This window comes from Alkalibacillus haloalkaliphilus C5, assembly GCF_000269905.1.
GTDB lineage: Bacteria > Bacillota > Bacilli > Bacillales > Alkalibacillaceae > Alkalibacillus > Alkalibacillus haloalkaliphilus_A.
Genome location: NZ_AKIF01000267.1, coordinates 1 through 1,301 on the forward strand (window position 1 = coordinate 1; position 1,301 = coordinate 1,301).

General features: G+C 39.1%; 2 protein-coding genes. One reads left to right on the forward strand and one right to left on the reverse strand.

The window, feature by feature from the left end:
• The first annotated feature begins 89 nt into the window (after nt 1–89).
• Nucleotides 90–629, forward strand: coding sequence for a helix-turn-helix domain-containing protein (locus tag A194_RS0116290; protein ID WP_017187836.1), 540 nt, complete (start codon nt 90–92; stop codon nt 627–629).
• Between the two features lie 48 nt (nt 630–677).
• On the opposite strand, the gene tenA is transcribed toward A194_RS0116290, so the two are convergent.
• A partial coding sequence (gene tenA, locus A194_RS0116295; RefSeq protein WP_017187837.1) for a thiaminase II occupies nt 678–1,301 on the reverse strand: 624 nt, incomplete at its 5' end.

The following is a 1,301-nucleotide window of genomic DNA, read 5'->3' on the forward strand; positions in this document are numbered from 1 at the left end:
CTTTAAACAAATCAAGCTGGATTGTCAACTATTAATTTGCTAATATATAAATAAGTTTCTTATTAGTAAACAAATTAGAGGTGGTTATTTTGGATATCGGTACAAAGATTAGAGTGATTCGGAACAGAAAGAAAATAACAATTGCACAAATGTGTGAAGGAACTGGGCTATCAAAAGGGTTCATCAGTAATGTTGAAAACAATAACACATCCCCATCTATTAATACGTTAAGCACCATTGCTTCCTTCTTAGATGTTCCAATGCCATACTTACTTTTAGATAAAAAGCAACAGATGCATGTCGTTAGAAAAGACTCGAGGAATGAATCGACTTTTAATGGTTTAAAAATCGAACATTTAACGGCAAAGGGGGGATTGCGAATGATGATGGTAGAATTCCCTCCTGGTGCAACAATTGGAGAACCTCATTCACACGAAGGGGAAGAAAGCCACCTAGTTTTAGAAGGAAAAGTCCTCGCTGAGCAAGGGGAAGACTCTGTAGTTGTTGAAGCTGGCGATTCATTTAGCTGGAACGCAAGCGTACCTCATTTAGTTAAAAACATTGGAGATGGTAAGGCTGTCGTACTCATCTCTATTTATTCCGATACAGAATTGATCGACGTACTTTAACAATTGAAAAGGCAAGGCACTGAGACCTTGCCTTTCACTTCAGTCTGGCTACCTAGCCGCTTCTTCAACTTTCACTGGCCATTCTTCTAAATTCTCAGCCATGTCCCAGAACATATACTCAAGTAAACTCGTTTTAACGACGATCTCTTCTAATTCAGCTAACTCACGCTCTGGCTTACCGTCTGCTAGTTCATTCATCAATGTTTTGCAATCTTCGGCTAGCTCTGTGAATTCATCAGATGAATACATTTCAACCCAGTGACCGTAAAACGCATGGTCTTTAGCACCTGGCCAATTCGCTAACTCTTTGCCGATAAAATTATAGCTCCATGCACACGCCAAAACAGAGGCCACGACATTCTCAACTCCGCCGCGTTGTGAGACATTTAGCATGTAGCTCGTATAAGCTGTAGTCGTTGATGCTGCATCTGTCTCCTCTAATTCTTCAGGTGTGATTCCAAATTTACTCGCATATTGACGATGAAGGTCCATTTCCATATTTAATGTACCGTGAAGAAGGTTAGCAAACGTCGTCATTGTTTTTAAATCATTAGATTTAGCACTACCTAAAGCCATTAATCTTGAATACTCGACTAAATAGACATAGTCTTGTTTTAACCAATGTTTAAATTTCTCTTGTTCTAACCACCCTTCACCTAATCCTTTAACGAA